We start from the raw sequence: 14,794 nt of genomic DNA, 5'->3' as shown, positions 1-14,794 counted from the left end.
TGCCCTCCGCAAAGACGCAAAAGATGCCATCCATGGCAGGCTCAGCGCGGGCCAGCCATGGCCCGCGATGCTTTGCTACGGGCACTGGCTCCCATCGCTTTACGTCGGGGAGTCGTCTGTGGTGAGCAATCTGTGGTTTGGGAGCCGACTGCGGTGAAGAGTCCAGGATTACAGCAGCCACTCAATCGGCAGTCGCCACACTAACCTAACCTGCAGCCGTTGCCACCAGGAGCAGCCCGGCTCGTGCTTATGCACAATCTGCTGCGGCTCATCCGGATACTCCAGCCAGTTTACCCGTCCCCACTTATCCAGCCGCAGTGTCCATGCCCGATCACGCATCGACTGGCTGAAACGCTGATGCGTTTCTCCGGCCAGCGCCGTACTCTCGATAACCAGTCCCATCTCGGTATTCAGCACCGCTGAACGGGGATCGAAATTAAACGAGCCGATGAACAACGTTCTTTGGTCCACCGAAAAGGTTTTGGCATGCAGGCTGGAGCCAGAGTTACCGGTTAAGCCCCGGTCGTGCGGGGCTTCAGGGACACCCGTCTGCGGTTTCAGCTCATAAAGCGCAATGCCGTGGCGCAGCAGCTTTTTGCGCCATTTAGCGTAACCGGCATGAACAATCGACACATCGTTGGCCGCCAGCGAGTTGGTCAGAATGGCAATTTTCACCCCTTTGCGCTTCAGCGCCAGCAGCTGGGCGACACCTGCACGGGTTGGCACAAAGTAGGCCGAGATGATGTCGAACTGCTGTTGTGGGGTACCAATCACCTCCAGCATCCGCTGCGGCAGCAGGCTTCTGGCGCGCGCTTTACCCAGCCCTTTACGCGGATCGTCACTCAGCAGGCGCGCTTTTGCCCAGGTCAGCGCCAGCGTGCCCTCCTCCAGTTCCTGCAACAGCGAAGCGTTTTCCAGCCGCTGAAGGTAGCGCTGCACCGGTTCACTGTGACGCCACTCAGCAGGCAGACTCACACTGTCTTCTTCCGGTGCCTCTTCATCCAGCACCTGCTGCAGCAGCGCTACCGGCTTACTGTGCCAGTAGCGCTCAAAATCCTCTGACACCTCTTCAACCACCGGGCCAATGGCCATCACGTCGAGATCGGCAAACAGCGGTTCATTGCCGGTGCCGAAATATTCGTCGCCAATATTGCGCCCGCCGACTACGGTCGTGACACCATCCACGGTAAAGCTTTTGTTGTGCATGCGGCGGTTCAGACGAGCAAAATCGGTGAGATAACCCAGCGCGCGCAGGGTACGAAATGAGAACGGATTAAACAGCCGCACCTCAATGTTGGGATGGCGGTTGAGCTGGGCCAGCGTGTCGTCCAGGCCCGGCGTATTGTTATCATCCAGCAGCAGCCGCACCTTCACGCCGCGACGGGCCGCCTCCAGCACGGCGCTGAACAGCAACCGGCCAGAGAGATCGTTTTGCCAGATGTAGTACTGAATATCGAGTGAACGCTCCGCTTTTTGCATCAACAGATAGCGGGCAGCAAAAGCATCCAGCCCGTCACTCAACTGATGGATACCGCTCAGCCCCGGATGGCGCTGACACTCTGGCTCCAGCTGTGTTTCCAGCCAGCTGGTATATTCCGATGGCTGGGAGAGCTCAAACGCTTCGGTCATGACAATTCCCTGAAAAGTGCAGTTATTTTTATTATTCCCCGGCCCGACCTCCGACACCATACCACTGTTCCGATTGAGTGCGCGGCCGCGGGCGTTTTTTAGTCTAGACTTAACCGGACGATCTGTGACCGGTATTGGCCCGGCAGGAGAGGAATATGTCTCATCAACCCCTTTTGGATGCCCGCCAGCGCTACCATCCCAGCCTGTTTCGCAGCTTTTTCCAGGGCAGTTTCCCCTGTTCCACTGCCTGTCGTACGCCGGATAAACGGCTCGATATGGTGATCAGCAGCGGACACGATATGCTGCTGGAAAAAGATTATGCCGCGCTGGCTGAGCAGCATCTGCTTACCGCCCGCGACGGCGCGCGCTGGCATCTGATTGAAAAGATCCCTGGCCAGTATGACTGGCAGAGCTTTCTGCCAATGGTAGAAGCCGCACGACGTCAGCAGATGGAGATCATCTGGGAGCTGGCGCACTTTGGTTATCCCGATCATCTGAATATCTGGAAGGCCGAATTTGTTGACCATTTTAGTCGGTTCGCCCGCGCGATGGCACAACTGATGTGCGATCAGGGCATCGAACGCCCGTTCTTTACACCGGTTAATCAAATCTCATTCTGGTCATGGGCCGGGGCGGATGTGGCCTGGCTTAATCCCCATGCCGCGCATCGCGGTAAAGAGCTAAAGCGCCAACTGGTCCGCGCCTCGCTGGCGGCGATTCATGCCATTCGTGAGGTCTATCCGGAGGCGCGTTTTGTCCTGACCGATCCGCTGGTACAGATTGCGCATCATCCCGATAACCCGGACAGCAAACCCTATGCCGATGCGCAGCATCAGGCACAGTTCGAAGCCTGGGATATGTTGGCTGGCCGCGTCGATAAAGAGTTAGGCGGCAGTGAAGATTGCCTGGATATCCTCGGCCTGAACTACTATCCCGATAACCACTGGTTTTTCCCCGATCAGCCGATGTCGCTGGAAGATCCGGCGCGTGTTCCGCTGCACATTCTGCTGGCGCAGTGCTGGCAACGCTACCAGCGTCCGATGCTGATTGCCGAAACCGGCGCAGAGGGTGAAGCGCGCGCGCCCTGGCTGCAGGAGATCAGTGAGAATGTGGCGGTAGCGCTGGATCAGGGCATTGCGGTGGAGGGTATTTCGCTCTACCCGATAGTGGAGTATCCCGCCTGGGCCGATGACCGGCGTTCGCCAGGCCCGCTGCTGGGATTAGCCGATCCCAATGGAAACCGTAACCTGCATGAAGCCCTGGCGCTGGTGTTGCGCAGTCAGCAGATTAAGTTTGCGACACGTAATCAGACGTGCTGAGAGGGGGGCTTTTTAGGGTAACAGGAGCGGACGTCGAGAGAGGGATCGGCAGGGTGACGTACATCAGTCAGCCAGACCATGGTAAACAGGAAGGTCACCCCAATCAGACAGGCGGCCAGCAAACCGATAATTGCGATTAACTTGTCATCTCTGGAGTCCATCGCCTTCTCCTTATTCAATCCGTTGAATCCCTGTGCGTGTCAGCTCATCCAGAGCGTAATCATCAGGACAAAGATTATAAGCGTTACCGAGGTCACCGCAAGCACCACTATCGCAAAGTGCGCATCGTCAAGTGACTGGCGAATCGGCTCATCGTGATCGTCTGGCGGCAAGGGCAAAGACATAACTATCCTGTGAAAATCATGGGCCGCCGGGAGTGATGCGGTGAGTGACAGTGTAAATGAAAGGCTGATTATCGTCCGGTTCTTTCGTCCGAAAAATAAACTGGCCCGTGCCTGCCCGGCTCGGGCCTGAGATTAAACGCCGCGCCAGCGTTTGAAAATCAGTGACGTGTTAATCCCACCAAAGGCGAAGTTGTTGCTCTGGATGTAGTCGGTCTCAAGCTCTCGCGGCTCACCCATGATGTAATCAAGCTGACCGCCATCGGCGGCGGGTTGCGCCAGGTTCAGGGTTGGCGCAAACCACCCTTCCCGCATCATCTCAATACTCATCCAGGCTTCCAGTGCCCCACAGGCACCCAGCGTATGACCAAAATAGGACTTCAGTGAGGAGATCGGCGTCTTTTCGCCAAACACTGCCGCCGTCGCCAGACTTTCGGCCATGTCACCCCGTTCAGTGGCCGTGCCATGCGCATTTACATAACCTACCTCTGACGGCGTAATACCCGCGCTTCGCAACGCCCGTTCGATGCAAATCTGCATGGTTTCCCGCTGCGGCTGAGTGATATGGGCTGCGTCGCAGTTGGTGTGAAAGCCGGTGAGTTCAGCGTAAATTGTTGCACCGCGTGCCTGGGCATGTTCCAGCGACTCCAGGATCAGCGTGCCCGCTCCTTCGCCAATCACCAGACCATCGCGTTGCTGATCAAAAGGTGCAGGCGTGGTGTGTGGCGCATCATTCCGCTGGCTGGTGGCAAACAGGGTGTCGAACACCGCCGCTTCCGATGGACAAAGTTCCTCCGCACCGCCCGCCACCATCACCGTCTGATACCCGTGACGAATCGCTTCCCAGGCATAGCCAATCGCCTGGCTGCCTGAGGTACAGGCGCTGGAGGTCGGGATCACGCGACCGCGCAAGCCGAAAAACAGCCCGGCATTAACGGCAGTGGTGTGCGGCATCATCTGCACATAGGTGGTGCCGGTAATATTGTTGGTATGCTTTTCGGTGAGCATGGTCGCAAACTCGCTGACCGGTCCGGTGCTGCCGGTCGACGAACCGTAGGCGATACCTGTTTCGCCGCTGGTCAGCACCGGATGATCAATCAGGCCCGCCTGGGTCAGTGCCAGCTCGGTCGCGCGCGTTGCCAGCAGCGAAACGCGGCCCATGGCGCGAATACGCTTGCGGGTGTAGTGCGCAGGCAGCGCAAAGTCATCCACTGGCGCGCCCAGCAAGGTATGCAGCCCGTCGTAGACTTGCCACTCTGGCATAAAACGCACCGCATTACGGCCTGCGCGAATCCGCGCCGAGACCTCAGCCCAGGACTCACCAAAGGCGGTTACGCCGCCCATACCGGTTACGACCACTCGCTGAATCACAGCATGCCTCCATTAATCGAAATCACCTGACGCGTCACATAGCCTGCGATTTCAGACATCAGATAGCTCGCCAGCCCGGCCACCTCTTCAGCCGTGCCCATGCGCTTCATCGGCACGATCTTCATCGCGTCTTCAATCACCTGGGGTTCCAGCCCCTCCATGCCGGTGTCAATCAGGCCGGGTGCAATGCAGTTAACGGTGATTTTACGTTTAGCCAGTTCAATCGCCAGCGCCTTGGTGGCACCGATAATGCCCGCTTTCGCTGCGCTGTAGTTCACCTGACCGCGATTGCCCATCATCCCGGAGACCGAAGAAAGGGTGATAATGCGGCCACCGCGCCGCAAGCCGATCATTGGCATCACGCAGGGCTGGATGACGTTGTAAAAACTGTCGAGATTGGTATGGATTACGCTGTCCCATTCCTGATCCGTCAGAGCGGGAAACGCCGCATCACGGGTAATACCGGCGTTACTTACCACGCCATAGTACGCTCCGTGGCGCTCAATGTCCGCCTCCAGCGCGGCGCGGGTTGCCGCCCGGTCAGCTACATCAAATCCCAGAACTCGGCCGCTGCCGCCTGTCGTTTCAATCTGCTGCAGGCACTGCTCAGCGCCAGCGCGATCGCGATTAAAATGGACGATAACCTCATAGCCATCCTGAGCAAGACGCAGCGCTATCGCGCGGCCAATGCCTTTACTGGCGCCCGTCACTAATACCGAATCTGTCATGGCTGATGTCCTTGTGACATTAATTGCTGTAACTCTGCTTCATTGGGTTGATAAGTGTTCAGACGACCGCTGGCAAGCAGCTGGGTGCCCTGACGAATATCGCCCTCAAAACTGCCCATGCGGTCATCGCGCATCAGCAGCGTCATTCTGATATCCAGCGTAACACTGGCGGGAAAAAGGGGGTGTTCTGCTCGCCAGCCGCGCCCGCCCAGCAGCATACCGGGCGGGATAAGCGTTGCGCCGCCCTGCTTCGCATGCCAGCCCGACCAGACGCCCACGGTTTGCGCCATCATCTCAATGCCAAACCACGCGGGCAGTTCGCCCTGTGGCGTCAGAAACGGCGCAAGTACGCCATGGGCGCAGGTCGACACCTGACAGTGAACCTGCGCATCATCCACGGCGATCAGCTCATCAAGCAGCAGCATGGGTGCAGCGTGCGGCAGCCAGTGAGCCGCAGGAGAATTAACGAACATGTTGACGTCCCAGAATCAGACAAGTGTTGTTGCCGCCAAAGGCGAATGAATTTGAGGCGATGACAGGCCGTTGCAACGTCTGCGACTGTAATAGCAATCCGCAATCCGGCAGTGACTCATCCTGCGCCGCCTCACTGAAATTCTGGGCGGGCAGCGGCAGATTGTTTTGCAGGATCAGCGCACTGAGTGCGGCTTCGCACACCCCTGCCGCGCCCAGCGTATGACCGGTCAGATGTTTGGTTGAGCTGCACGGCACCGCATTGCCAAACAGACGCTGTATCACGGAGGCTTCCATCTGGTCATTAAGTGGCGTCGCCGTGCCGTGCAGATTGATGTAGCCGACCTGTGGCGGCAACAGATTGGCCTGTTGCAACGCCATGCGCATCGCCCGTTCAGCGCCCTCACCCTGCGGGTGGGGAGCGGACATATGCCAGGCATCAGAAGACTCACCAGCCCCCAGCAGTGCCAGCGGCTGCGGTTCCCGCGTCAGCAGCATCAACGCGGCCCCTTCGCCAATCGAGATGCCGTCGCGATCGCGGCTGAAAGGGACGCAGCGACGCTCAGAGAGCGATTCGAGGCTGTCGAATCCGTTAATCGGCATCCGGCTCAGTGAGTCTGCTCCGCCTACCAGCGCCACATCCGCCAGCCCCGCCGCGATCAGCCGCTCACCACTGATAATGGCGCGGGCGCTGGAGGAGCAGGCTGTTGAAATGGTATAGGCCGGACCATCCACCTGCAGATAGTGAGCCAGAAAACGGGAAGGATCACCCAGCTCCTGCATCTGATAGTGATAATCGGGCTGGCTGCCGCGAACTTGCTGATCGCCCTCATCCACACCCGAGGTACTGGTCCCCAGCACAATCGCGACTCTGCTGGCACCATAGCGCGTCATCGCCGCGTCAAGCGCCGGACGAATCTGCGCCAGCGCGGCCAGCAGCAGCTGGTTATTACGGGTGTTGTGCGCGCTTAAGGCGACAGGAATCGGTGGCAGCTCACCTTCAACCCTGCCGAGCCAGCAGGCGCGGTTTCCGCTCAGCCAGCCATGACACAGCTGCATGCCAGGTGCCTCACCCTTTTTCAGGCTGGCTGCAATCTGCTGATTGTCATTACCCAGGGCGTTCAACATACCGACGGCAGAGATGTAAATCATGAAGCGTCCAAATGTTGTATACGGATCTGGTAGCCGAAGGCATGCTGCTGAATGCTGATCGGCTGGCGCTGATTACCGCGTTGCAGATAATCAATTTCGGTCACCAGCTGGTTATCGGCATCAATCAGCCGTCGCTTTAACCCCTGATCCTGCAGCGTCCAGCCTGGCGGCAGCTGTTTCTGCCACCGATCCAGCGGCCAGTAGCTGAGCATGATGTCAGCCAGCACCTGACTGGCGGGCGGCATCTGCGGCAGTGGCATTAGCTGCTGGGTGTGAATACCGCTGGTATCGTAGCGCAGGCTGAACAGGCGAATGCCGACCGAGGAAAGTCCGGCGAGATCGATTTGCTGTTCATCGGCGCTGAGCAGCACCAGCAGTGACTGACTCTGCCCTTTGACCTGGCCGGTCAGCAATTGCTGCTGCTGGAAGGCAGGATGGATGCCCGGCGGCGGCAGCGTAATCTTCACGCCCGGTTTCAGCCAGGCGGTGGGCTGGCTGCTGTCGGGTGCCGGTCCGGCACAGGCGCTGAGCAGCAGCGCCGTCAGCAGAATAAAGGCGGCGCGGATCATCGTTTACTCCTTGATCGGGTGGGTCGCATCGCCAGCGGCGACAGCAGGAAAGCGCTGAAGATGCCGCTGCATAATACCGTGCCAAAGCTGGCAATTGCGCTGGTGCTGCTGAAGACCAGCAAACCCAGCGTCAGTAAGGTGGTGATCATCGCCAGCGACACCGCCAGCAACGAGGTCAGCGGTGTACCCTGCGGGTTGCTGAAAAAGAGCGTGTAGTTAATGCCGATGCCGAGCACCAGAATCAGCGCCAGCAGCGCAAACAGGTTCAACGATGCGCCGATCCAGCCCAGTGTTGCCAGCGCCATCATCAGCGACAGCAGCGATGGCAGCGCACTGCGTAAGCCCGCCTTTAGCCCCAGCCGCAGTACAAAACTCAGGGTGATCAACAGCAGCGCCAGCGCCAGCAACCCGCTCAGTAAGGTGCGCCAGAAGCTGAACAGTGAATCGTAACTCGCCTTACGGTCAATCCAGCTGACGCCTGAATGCTGCTTTGCCAGTTCCGCAAGTGCGGCGCTGTTTTTTACGCCGCTGGTGGGGATCAGTACGCCGCTGCGCCCGTCCGGGAGCGTCAGCCACAGCAGTCGCCAGCCTTCACTCAGCGGACTCGCCAGCCAGACATCCGGCGTCACCGGCATCAGGGTCAGATCCGGCGTGGTCAGCGCAATACCCGCCTGCTGCAGGCGGGCCGTAATGGCCGGGGCGGCCTGTTTCAACAGCTGGAGATCCTGCTGTTGCTGCGCCAGCGACTGCAGCGGCAGCAGTCGATAGTGCTGCAGCCAACCCTGCTGCTGTGCCTGGTGCAGATCCGGTGCCAGTTTTTCGAGCCGCTGAAGCGTCTTCTGTGCGTCATCACCCCAGACGACAAACCAGGTCTGATCGGCGCGCTGGCCGGTCAGGGTTGCCAGCTGGCGATCCTGCGCCAGCAGATGCGCAGGGGCGCTTTGCAGATGCGCGATGTCATCATCCACCTTCAGTTGGGCGATACCGGCCAGGGCGAAGATCGCCATCACCACGGGTAATCCGACGCGCAGCCCGCGCTGACGACGCCAGGCGGCGAGCCAGCGCGCCAGTGGCACCATCAGCGGCACCGGACGCACCGGTAATCCGCGTACCAGCCACGGATAGATCAGAATGACGGTCAGGCAGGAGGCCGTTAAGCCGCTGGCGGCAAACACCGCAAGCTGACGCAGCCCCGGAAACGGGGCAAGCAGCATCAGCAGCCAGGCGACGGCGGTGGTAGCCAGTGCCAGCAGCAGCGTGCCGCGTACTTTACGCAGGCTCTGCCACGGCGTCTGCTGGTCGCCGTGAACCATGCGTTCGGTGAGGTAGTAGAGGGTGTAATCTGCAGAGATGCCCACAATACTCAGGCTCATCACCAGCGTCATCAGATGCAATTCACCGAAGCAAAGTAGCGTCATCACCGTGCCAGCCATCGCGCCGATGGCCACGGACGTGATGGTCAGCAACAGCGGGCGCAGTGAGCGGAAGACCAGCAGCACTAGCAGGACGACACCACCCAGCGTCACACTGCCCAGCGTTTTGACATCATGCTGCGCACGCTGGCTGGCGTTATCGCTGAAAAGCACCGTGCCACGCGTCAGCAGTTTTGCCTGTGGCCAGCGATTTTTAAGCTGCTGCTCCAGCGCGTTGAGCCGGGTCACCAGCGCATGACTTTGCTGCATACTGAAGGCGTTGTTCGCCAGTTCGCCATGCAGAAAATACCACTGCCGACCCTGCTCATCTTTTACGGTCAGCCAGCCGTCATGCAGCGTCATCCGTCCGGCGTTTTGTGCCAGCGCCAGCTGTGAACCGCGTACCAGCATCAGGGGATCGCCCTGCAACTCTTTGCTGCTGACGCCGGAGAAGGCCGAAAAGAGCTGAGCCAGCAGCCAGTCCGCCTGCGCCTCGCCGCCATTTTGCAACCGGCTGCGTGTCGCCTCATCAATCAGGCCATTACGGTGTTGCCAGGCAAAACGGCCCCACTGCTGCTGTTGTTGCGCATCAAAATCGCCCTGCACCTGTTTCAGGTCAGGCAGCGCGCGCAGCTGAGCCAGCCACCAGGCGGCGACCTGGGTGTCGTCCTGCTTACCGGGGGAAACCAGCCACACCAGCTGGCGATCCAGCCGCTGCATAAAGCCCTGCTGCAGCGCAGGCGGTGCCGCGCCCAGATTCTGCTGCGGCAGCAGTGCCAACACGCTGCTGTTGAGTTGGCTGCGCGGCAACAACAACGCGAGCGCCGCCGCCAGCAGCAGACAGAGGGTCAGCCACAGGAAGGCCAGCAGCCGATCATTACGGCCCGGCAAAACGCGCCTGCTCCTCGTCGCTCAACTGCGGCGGTTCAATGCGGGTATTACTAAGCTGGATTTGTGTTTTATCGCCCTGCTTATCATCCAGATTGATGCTATCCAGAAAGGCGCTGCCCGCCAGCGAGATACGGTTGAAGATTTTGTTGAGTGGCGCAGCTTTGGGCGTCAGATCCAGCGTCCAGGCACCCTTACCGCGATCGCTGAAGGCCACGCTGAAGTTCTCGTTTAGCACCTTCTGGTCGGCCTGGAACAGTGCCCGCAACAGATGGTTGAACTGGAACATCTGCGGATTGCTGTCGGCGGTGATCACCTGAGGCTTCTGGCCGCTGAGGCTTTGCACCATGCGTTTGTCATCCAGCAGCAGCGTCATCACAAACGGCGTCTGCTGATGCCACCATAACCCCTGCTCGCGGGCGATCAGCATCTGTCCGTGCGACACCAGCGGCTGACGCATGCCTGCAATCGTGCGCGTCTGGATAAAATCTGCCCGGATCACCGGCTGGCTGGCAAAACGCTGCTGCAGCTGATCCAGCGTGACCGCACTGGCGGCACTGGCCCACAGCAGCAGGCCGGTAATCACTATTTTCAGCATCCTTTCACTCCTAAACGTTCCAGTAAAATGTCTGGCGAAACAAAGCACAACGCCTGACTCTCCTGCTCCACCGCCACCTGCAGGGTATGGGCTTTGGTGGTGATCTGACCGGCGGCGTTTCGCACTTCATAGTCGATGCGCAGCCGGTTCTCATATTCAGTAATCCGGGCGCTGACGCGAATCGTCTCTTCGCAGCGGAGTGGCTGACGGTATTTGACCCGGGCATCGACCACCGGCCAGACGTAGCCGCTGGCGGCCATCTCCGCATAGCTGTAGTGAATGCTGCGCAGCAGGGCTTCGCGTGCCACTTCGAAAAAGCGGAAATAGTTACCGTGCCAGACCACGCCCATGGGATCGCAGTCGTGGAATGAGACGGTCAGCACGACTTCAGCATGATGTTCAGTCATGGTCAGACTCCTTATGGTGCGCCTGTTGATCAGGCAGCGTCCAGAAATCGAAAAAGTTGAACCAGTCGAGCGGGGCCAGCAGCGCGTAATGGGCCAACCGCGCCGCGTAGCGATCGACAGCCTGTTGCAGCGCCTGCTGACGTTGCGCCCGTGGCAGCAGCAGCGGATCGGCGAAAGGCTCACAGTGGATACGCAGTTTACCCTGTTGCTGCAGAGCGAACATCAGCAGCACCGGACAACGCAATGCAGCCGCCAGTACAAACGGTCCCTGGGGAAACGGCGCAGCGCGGCCCAGAAAGTCGCTCCAGATCACCCGCCGCTCCCCACCGCGTTGCGGATTCACCGCGGTGCGATCTCCGACAATCGCAACCCACTCGCCCGCATCCAGCTTCTGTTGCAACAGGATTGCCGTCTCCGGCCCGATATCACTGACCGGCATCAGATTCACCCCTGCCTGGGGGGCGACAGTTTCCAGTACGGCCCGAAAACGCTGGGCGTTGTCGGTAAATACCAGCGCGTTAATCACCAGCCCGCTGACCTGCTGCGCCATGGCGCGACAGGCTTCAATGTCGCCAAGATGAGAAGCGAGAATCAGCTTACCCTGCGGCGCAGGTGCGCGGATCACCGCTTCAGCGCCTGGCGCAAAATCGATATCCCGCCCCCAGTGCAGGTCGCCGCGCCAGCTGGCCACTTTATCCAGCATCGCCCCGGCGAACCGCAGAAAGTGGCGGTAGCTGTTAAGCCGTGGCGGCAACGTAATCTGCCGCTGCTGCGCGGCGGCAGTGACCTGTGCCAGCCACTGCCGGGAAGCGCGTCGCGCGCGCTGACCGCTCAGCCAGTAGATCGCCACCACCGGCCAGAGCAGCAACGTAAAGGGCAGCCGCCCGCCGTAGCGATAGACTGCCAGCATAAAGCGTAATCCCCACTGTCCGCGCCGCTCCGACTCCACAGACCAGTGCGTCGGTGGCTTGCGCATCGCCAGCAGGCAGGGAATGCGCGGCAGCATGCCGAAAAAGAGTCGGGTATGCATCCAGGAGATGCGCAGGTTGTCGTAGAGCGCATCGAAGTGCGACAGCCCGCTGGCGGGATAGGTAACGCAGGTCGGGATAAAGCGACTGCGGGTGCCCTGCCAGTAGAGCCGCACCATGATCTCGGTGTCGAAATCCATGCGCTGACCGATGGTGCGGCGATTGCACAGCGCCAGCGTCTCAGCCAGCGGATAGACGCGGAAACCACACATGCTGTCGCGGATCGACAGCGACAGCGTTTCGATCCAGACCCAGAAGTGGGTGATGTAGCGACCGTAAAGGCGTGATGTGGGGATCGAGTCGTCATAGAGCGGCTGACCAGAGATCAGCGTGTCAGGATAGCGCTCAGCTTCCGCCAGCATCAGTGGCAGATCTTCCGCCTGATGCTGACCGTCCGCGTCGAGCTGCACCGCATGGGTGAAGCCGCGTGCTGCCGCTGCACGCAGACCGTGGATCACCGCCGCGCCTTTTCCCTGATTGCTGTCGAGCCGCAGCACACTGAGCTGCGGGGCGTGCAGCGTCGCCAGCTGAAGCTGGGTGGCCGCATCGCTGCCGTCATCCACGACGATCACCGGCAGGTTAAACGGTGCCAGCCGTGCCAGCACCGACGCCATCATCGCACCGTGGTTGTAGCAGGGGATCACCACGCAGGGCGAGAACGGGGCGCTTAACACAGCGCGATCTTTCCGCTGCTGGCACTCTGCTCACCATCGTCGCTCAGCAGGCTGTAACGAAAACTCAGGCGCGATCTTTCAGCGTCCCAGTCCAGACGCAGTAGTAATAGCGAGTCGGGTAACACCGGCTGCTGGAATTTAATGTTCTCAATGGCGGCAAACTGTTTGCCGGGCGCAAGCAGTGACACACCGTAGTACATCACCCAGTCGAGCTGCGCCACACCGGGCAGAATGGGCAGCGCCGGAAAGTGGCCCTGGAACCAGAACAGCCCGGCCTCAATCTGCAGGGTCAGCGTGACGCTGTCAGTCTGCAACTTCCGGCTGCGTTCAATCGGCAACATAAAAAAGTTCCTCTATTTGCGGCCAGGCGCGTTTGCTTTGGGGGGTCACCGGAATGGTGGGAACAACCCGCCAGTAACGCGGCATCGCCAGCGGTTCCAGCCAGCGCTGCAGCTGGCGTTTCCACTGCTGCTTGCGCTGATGCAATGCCGCCTCATCCAGCACGCTGATAAGCGACAGCACCACGCCAATCGCCTGACGCTCATGACGCGTGATCACCAGCGCCACGGCATCCTTTATTTCTGGCAGGTCGGTCAGACGGCGCTCTATCTCGCTTAGCGAGATTCGCTTATCCCCAATTTTCACAATACGGTCGTGGCGTCCTGCCAGCTGAAATCCGCCGTCCGGCTGCCTGTTCAGTCGATCATCGAGCGGCAGTCCGCTGGCATCCGCAATCAGCGGCGACCAGACCTGCCAGCGATCGGGCGTCACCTGCTTCAGTCTGACCGCCGGGAAACAGCGCCAGGGTGCTTCCGCGCGATTACACTGACGCCAGGCCAGAATACCGGTTTCGGTGCTGCCATAGATTTCACTGACCCGACAGCCAAAACGCTCCCAGACCTGCTCCGCATCCGATCCGCGCAGAGCGCCACCGGCAGAGACAATCATCGCACAGGCGGGGGCTGCCAGCGGGCTGTCCAGCCGCGATAAAAAGGCCGGGCTGCTGATAAAGGCATAGCGACAGTCGCGCGAAAGCTGGGCCAGTTGTTCGCCGTAAAACAGCGGCTGGGCGGAAAACGGCAACCTGAGTGTCATTGGCAGGAAAAGTCGAAACGATAAACCGTAGAGATGCTGATGGCTGACTGAGGCGATAACCCGACACCCTTGCAACTGTTCGCCCCACAGGGTGCTGAGCCAGCGGCTCTCCTGCTCCATCACCGCCAGCGACTTCACCACCTGACGCGGTGCGCCAGTGGATCCCGAAGTAAAGAGCACCAGTTGTGAACACGTCGGCAGCGGCGGCAGCTCACCCCGCGCTTCTGCGTCATCCCAGGCGAGCAGCGGCAGGCTGACCGCCAGCGGCATGTCGCACAGCACGCCATCCAACTGCGCCTGCATCTCATCCAGCAGGGCAGCGCGGCTGTGACCCGGCATTACCGGCGTTTTACCGGCATACCAGCTCGCCAGCAGCGCCACACAAAAACGGTAACTGTCATCAAAACAGAGCGCCCAGTGCGTGCCCGGATGTGCCGCTAAGCGCTGGCTGAGTGCCAGCACCTGACGCTGCATCGCGCTAAGCATCAGCGGTTGATCACCTCGCCAGGCGACCTCGCGATCGGCCCCCGTCAGCCAGTCAGCCACCCTCATGATTTTCGCCTCACACGCTGACGCACCAGCCATTCAGCCCCCATTAGCGTGGCGATTAGCAGGTAGCTGATACCACCGTTCCACAGCGTCCAGAGGCGCAGATCGCCCTTCAGACAGGTAAAGATCGCCATGCTGCCATTGCCGATAAAAAACAGGCACCAGATTTGGGTGACGCGTCGGGTATAAGGCACTGCGGCGGCAGGAAGTTCTGGCTCACGCAGCCGGGCGATGCGCTCCACCAGCGGCATCGCGCTCCAGAGCGAGGCCCCAAATACCAGCAGCATCGCCAGATTGACCGCCACCGGATACCACAGCAACAGATGCTGCGTACGCAACAGCTGACTACTGACACAGAGCAGTGCGCCGAGCAGCGCCAGCCACCCCATCACTGCACCCATGGCATGTTGCTGACGACGCAGTTGCAGCCAGCGCAGGCCAAACAGCAGCGCCAGCAGCCAGAACAGTCCCTGCCAGCGGGGCTGGGTCAGCGCCAGCCAGACCAGCATTGGCCAGGCCAGCAGCGTAAGCAGATTCAGCAGGCGAAGCGTAGCAGCAGACAC

The 14,794-nt window shown here is 60.1% G+C and carries 16 protein-coding genes; 1 reads left to right on the top strand and 15 read right to left on the bottom strand.

What is annotated here, in order from left to right; genetic code table 11:
- Positions 1-168: 168 nt before the first annotated feature.
- Positions 169-1,629, bottom strand: a complete 1,461-nt coding sequence (locus WFO64_RS03435) for a phospholipase D family protein (RefSeq protein ID WP_337008939.1) — start codon at positions 1,627-1,629, stop codon at positions 169-171.
- Positions 1,630-1,784: 155 nt separating this feature from the next.
- Between WFO64_RS03435 and WFO64_RS03430 the strand changes: the two genes are divergently transcribed.
- Positions 1,785-2,948, top strand: a complete 1,164-nt coding sequence (locus WFO64_RS03430) for a beta-glucosidase (RefSeq protein ID WP_337008937.1) — start codon at positions 1,785-1,787, stop codon at positions 2,946-2,948.
- Here WFO64_RS03430 and WFO64_RS03425 read toward each other — a convergent pair.
- From WFO64_RS03425 to WFO64_RS03360, 14 genes are all read right to left on the bottom strand, one after another.
- Positions 2,936-3,109 carry a hypothetical protein gene (locus tag WFO64_RS03425; RefSeq protein WP_337008935.1) on the bottom strand — a complete coding sequence of 58 codons (174 nt, stop codon included), beginning with the start codon at positions 3,107-3,109 and terminating at the stop codon, positions 2,936-2,938. The genes WFO64_RS03430 and WFO64_RS03425 overlap by 13 nt on opposite strands.
- A gap of 39 nt (positions 3,110-3,148) precedes the next feature.
- The gene (locus WFO64_RS03420; protein ID WP_010246429.1) at positions 3,149-3,292 is read right to left on the bottom strand and encodes a hypothetical protein; all 144 of its coding nucleotides are present in this window, start codon (positions 3,290-3,292) and stop codon (positions 3,149-3,151) included.
- A gap of 132 nt (positions 3,293-3,424) precedes the next feature.
- On the bottom strand, positions 3,425-4,660 hold the full coding sequence (locus WFO64_RS03415; protein ID WP_337008933.1) for a beta-ketoacyl-ACP synthase: 1,236 nt from the start codon (positions 4,658-4,660) through the stop codon (positions 3,425-3,427).
- The gene (locus tag WFO64_RS03410) at positions 4,657-5,388 is read right to left on the bottom strand and encodes a 3-ketoacyl-ACP reductase FabG2 (RefSeq protein WP_337008931.1); all 732 of its coding nucleotides are present in this window, start codon (positions 5,386-5,388) and stop codon (positions 4,657-4,659) included. Before WFO64_RS03410 ends, WFO64_RS03415 begins: the two co-directional genes overlap by 4 nt.
- Positions 5,385-5,861, bottom strand: coding sequence for an ApeP family dehydratase (locus WFO64_RS03405; protein ID WP_337008929.1), 477 nt, complete (start codon positions 5,859-5,861; stop codon positions 5,385-5,387). The genes WFO64_RS03410 and WFO64_RS03405 overlap by 4 nt, the downstream gene beginning before the upstream one ends.
- Positions 5,851-7,011, bottom strand: coding sequence for a beta-ketoacyl-[acyl-carrier-protein] synthase family protein (locus WFO64_RS03400; RefSeq protein ID WP_337008927.1), 1,161 nt, complete (start codon positions 7,009-7,011; stop codon positions 5,851-5,853). The genes WFO64_RS03405 and WFO64_RS03400 overlap by 11 nt, the downstream gene beginning before the upstream one ends.
- Positions 7,008-7,580 (bottom strand): DUF3261 domain-containing protein, encoded by a 573-nt coding sequence (locus WFO64_RS03395; protein WP_337008925.1) that lies wholly within the window; start codon positions 7,578-7,580, stop codon positions 7,008-7,010. The genes WFO64_RS03400 and WFO64_RS03395 overlap by 4 nt, the downstream gene beginning before the upstream one ends.
- A complete protein-coding gene (locus tag WFO64_RS03390) occupies positions 7,577-9,883 on the bottom strand; it encodes an MMPL family transporter (RefSeq protein ID WP_337008923.1) in 2,307 nt (768 codons plus the stop codon). The genes WFO64_RS03395 and WFO64_RS03390 overlap by 4 nt, the downstream gene beginning before the upstream one ends.
- The gene (locus tag WFO64_RS03385) at positions 9,870-10,478 is read right to left on the bottom strand and encodes an outer membrane lipoprotein carrier protein LolA (RefSeq protein WP_337008921.1); all 609 of its coding nucleotides are present in this window, start codon (positions 10,476-10,478) and stop codon (positions 9,870-9,872) included. Before WFO64_RS03385 ends, WFO64_RS03390 begins: the two co-directional genes overlap by 14 nt.
- Positions 10,472-10,885, bottom strand: a complete 414-nt coding sequence (locus WFO64_RS03380) for an acyl-CoA thioesterase (protein ID WP_337008919.1) — start codon at positions 10,883-10,885, stop codon at positions 10,472-10,474. Before WFO64_RS03380 ends, WFO64_RS03385 begins: the two co-directional genes overlap by 7 nt.
- Positions 10,878-12,587 (bottom strand): glycosyltransferase family 2 protein, encoded by a 1,710-nt coding sequence (locus tag WFO64_RS03375; RefSeq protein WP_337008917.1) that lies wholly within the window; start codon positions 12,585-12,587, stop codon positions 10,878-10,880. Before WFO64_RS03375 ends, WFO64_RS03380 begins: the two co-directional genes overlap by 8 nt.
- Entirely contained in the window at positions 12,581-12,928 is a 348-nt protein-coding gene (locus WFO64_RS03370; RefSeq protein WP_337008915.1) for an ApeI family dehydratase, read from the bottom strand. Before WFO64_RS03370 ends, WFO64_RS03375 begins: the two co-directional genes overlap by 7 nt.
- Complete coding sequence (locus WFO64_RS03365; protein WP_337009492.1) at positions 12,915-14,234, bottom strand: AMP-binding protein; 1,320 nt, start codon at positions 14,232-14,234, stop codon at positions 12,915-12,917. Before WFO64_RS03365 ends, WFO64_RS03370 begins: the two co-directional genes overlap by 14 nt.
- Entirely contained in the window at positions 14,231-14,794 is a 564-nt protein-coding gene (locus WFO64_RS03360; RefSeq protein WP_337008913.1) for a hypothetical protein, read from the bottom strand. The genes WFO64_RS03365 and WFO64_RS03360 overlap by 4 nt, the downstream gene beginning before the upstream one ends.

The sequence above is a fragment of the Pantoea sp. AS142 genome (genome assembly GCF_037152305.1).
Taxonomy (GTDB): domain Bacteria; phylum Pseudomonadota; class Gammaproteobacteria; order Enterobacterales; family Enterobacteriaceae; genus Pantoea.
Note: the sequence above shows the minus strand (reverse complement) of the source record. Positions and strands in the feature narration are given on the sequence as shown.

What these genes read in the sequence shown, in the direction of transcription:
- WFO64_RS03435 (WP_337008939.1), bottom strand. Translation starts at nt 1,629, where the DNA reads ATGACCGAAGCGTTTGAGCTCTCCCAGCCATCGGAATATACCAGCTGG.
- WFO64_RS03430 (WP_337008937.1), top strand. Translation starts at nt 1,785, where the DNA reads ATGTCTCATCAACCCCTTTTGGATGCCCGCCAGCGCTACCATCCCAGC.
- WFO64_RS03425 (WP_337008935.1), bottom strand. Translation starts at nt 3,109, where the DNA reads ATGGACTCCAGAGATGACAAGTTAATCGCAATTATCGGTTTGCTGGCC.
- WFO64_RS03420 (WP_010246429.1), bottom strand. Translation starts at nt 3,292, where the DNA reads ATGTCTTTGCCCTTGCCGCCAGACGATCACGATGAGCCGATTCGCCAG.
- WFO64_RS03410 (WP_337008931.1), bottom strand. Translation starts at nt 5,388, where the DNA reads ATGACAGATTCGGTATTAGTGACGGGCGCCAGTAAAGGCATTGGCCGC.
- WFO64_RS03405 (WP_337008929.1), bottom strand. Translation starts at nt 5,861, where the DNA reads ATGTTCGTTAATTCTCCTGCGGCTCACTGGCTGCCGCACGCTGCACCC.
- WFO64_RS03400 (WP_337008927.1), bottom strand. Translation starts at nt 7,011, where the DNA reads ATGATTTACATCTCTGCCGTCGGTATGTTGAACGCCCTGGGTAATGAC.
- WFO64_RS03395 (WP_337008925.1), bottom strand. Translation starts at nt 7,580, where the DNA reads ATGATCCGCGCCGCCTTTATTCTGCTGACGGCGCTGCTGCTCAGCGCC.
- WFO64_RS03385 (WP_337008921.1), bottom strand. Translation starts at nt 10,478, where the DNA reads ATGCTGAAAATAGTGATTACCGGCCTGCTGCTGTGGGCCAGTGCCGCC.
- WFO64_RS03380 (WP_337008919.1), bottom strand. Translation starts at nt 10,885, where the DNA reads ATGACTGAACATCATGCTGAAGTCGTGCTGACCGTCTCATTCCACGAC.
- WFO64_RS03370 (WP_337008915.1), bottom strand. Translation starts at nt 12,928, where the DNA reads ATGTTGCCGATTGAACGCAGCCGGAAGTTGCAGACTGACAGCGTCACG.
- WFO64_RS03365 (WP_337009492.1), bottom strand. Translation starts at nt 14,234, where the DNA reads ATGAGGGTGGCTGACTGGCTGACGGGGGCCGATCGCGAGGTCGCCTGG.